Raw genomic sequence first — 2,003 nt, 5'->3', positions numbered from 1 at the left:
GGACTCGGTGACCAAGGTCGGCGCGGGCTCGCAGCAGGTGGAGCGCGCAGGGTCGACGATGCAGGAGATCGTGGCCTCGGTGAAGCGGGTGACCGACATTATGGGTGAGATCTCGGCGGCGTCCGAGGAACAGTCTAGCGGCATCGACCAGGTGAACCGCGCCGTATCGCAGATGGACGAGGTGACGCAGCAGAACGCGGCGCTGGTGGAAGAGGCGGCCGCGGCAGCGGGTTCGCTGCAGGAGCAGGCCCAGCGCCTGGCCGAGGCGGTTGCCGTGTTCAAGATCAACGCGAGTGAAGTGATCGAAGTCCCCGCGCAGCAACTGGCATCGCAACGCAGCGCGCCGCGCATGCCGGCACCGCCGGCACGGCCGCAGACAACGGCGGCAGGCAAGGCGTCCGCCGAACCTGCCCATGCAGAATCGTCGCAGTCGGCGGAACCTGCTCCGAAGACGGCGCCCGCGCCACGACTGACTCAGGTCGCCCGGCCCAAGCCGGCGCCGGAAGCGGCCACCACGGTTCGTCCGCTACGCCGGCCGGCCAGCCGCCCGGCGAGCGCCAAGGACGCGGCGCCTTCGGCGCCGTCCGCTAGCCGGCGCCCGGCGCCTGCGGCGGACGACGATTGGGAGTCTTTCTGACGGAGGGATCCGTCAGCGCAGCACATGCAGTAAAGCTACCCCCCTATTTACGGCCTGGCGGCAAGAATGCCGCCGGGACGACTACCGGAATATACGGAAATGTTTAGCAATCTGAAGGTGCGCACGGGCCTGATGCTCGCCCAGTTGGTCGTAGCCCTGGCCGCGCTGGCGGCTATCGTCCTGGGTTGGAACAGCATGCGATCCAACTCCGAGGCGATCAACGCCCTGGATACCTTGAGCGTCCAGCAGGCGAATCTGATCAAGGACGCCTATACGCAGATGTTGCGCGCCACCATACGCGCCGATATCGCCGCCGCGCAGCGGGCCACGGGCGACACCAACGGCGCTAGCGAGAACACACGTACGGTGCAGCAGTTGGTCGCTGACGCCAAGAAAAAGATGGAAACCTTCAAGGCCATCCCGAAGACTACGGCGCTGGGCAAGAGCGCCGAAGGTGACCTCATCTCGTCTTTCAACGGATTCGCAGACGCGCTGCAAGCCATGATGTCGGCTCTGGACAAGGGCGATTCGGCGGCTTACCTGGATCTGAAGAACACCAGGGCGGGCGCCGCGAGTGGGGCGTTCTCGAAGCAACTGACCGAATTCGCCAAGGACATCACCTCCTATAGCGAGGAAATGGTGTCGTCCGCGCGTTCGCAGGCGGCGACGATGGCCATTGTGTACGTCGTGCTGGCCGTATTGATCATCGCTGTATGGCTGGGCGCCTTCCTGTTTATGAACCGAGTGGTCCTGCGGCCCTTGCGCGCCGTCAGCGACAGCTTTGACAAGATCGCCGGTGGCGACCTGACCGTTCGTGTGGATGCGACCTCGACCAATGAGATCGGCACGCTGATGGCGGCAGTCAAGCGCATGCAGGAAAGCCTGACCCGCACGGTGGCGTCGGTGCGTCGCGGCGTGGACGAAATCAACGTGGGTTCGCGTGAGATTTCCGCAGGCAACACGGACCTGTCCAGCCGCACGGAAGAGCAGGCGGCCTCGCTGGAGGAAACCGCTGCTTCGATGGAGCTTTTTTTTTTGGCCTCGACCGTGAAGCAGAACGCGGACAACGCGCGCCAGGCCAACCAGCTGGCGGCCAGCGCGTCCGACGTGGCCGAACGCGGCGGTTCGGCGGTGTCGGAAGTGGTCAACACCATGCAGGAAATCTCCGCCAGCTCGCGCAAGATTTCTGAAATCGTCTCGGTGATCGACGGCATCGCGTTCCAGACCAACATCCTGGCGCTGAACGCGGCGGTGGAAGCCGCGCGCGCGGGCGAACAGGGCAAGGGTTTTGCGGTGGTTGCGGGCGAAGTGCGTTCGTTGGCGCAGCGCAGCGCCCAGGCAGCCAAGGAAATCAAGGGCCTGATCG

At 65.1% G+C, this 2,003-nt stretch carries 2 protein-coding genes; both read left to right on the top strand.

Annotation, left to right across the window (positions count from 1 at the left end):
• Nucleotides 1–637, top strand: a 637-nt coding sequence (locus BRO63_RS12610; protein WP_256943293.1) for a methyl-accepting chemotaxis protein, incomplete at its 5' end; no start/stop codon positions are given.
• A gap of 99 nt (nt 638–736) precedes the next feature.
• Nucleotides 737–2,003: methyl-accepting chemotaxis protein (locus BRO63_RS12605; protein WP_143219468.1), on the top strand; the 1,267-nt coding region annotated here is incomplete at its 3' end.

This window comes from Achromobacter xylosoxidans, assembly GCF_002192695.1.
In the GTDB taxonomy this organism is placed as follows: domain Bacteria; phylum Pseudomonadota; class Gammaproteobacteria; order Burkholderiales; family Burkholderiaceae_B; genus Achromobacter; species Achromobacter xylosoxidans_C.
Note: the sequence above shows the minus strand (reverse complement) of the source record. Positions and strands in the feature narration are given on the sequence as shown.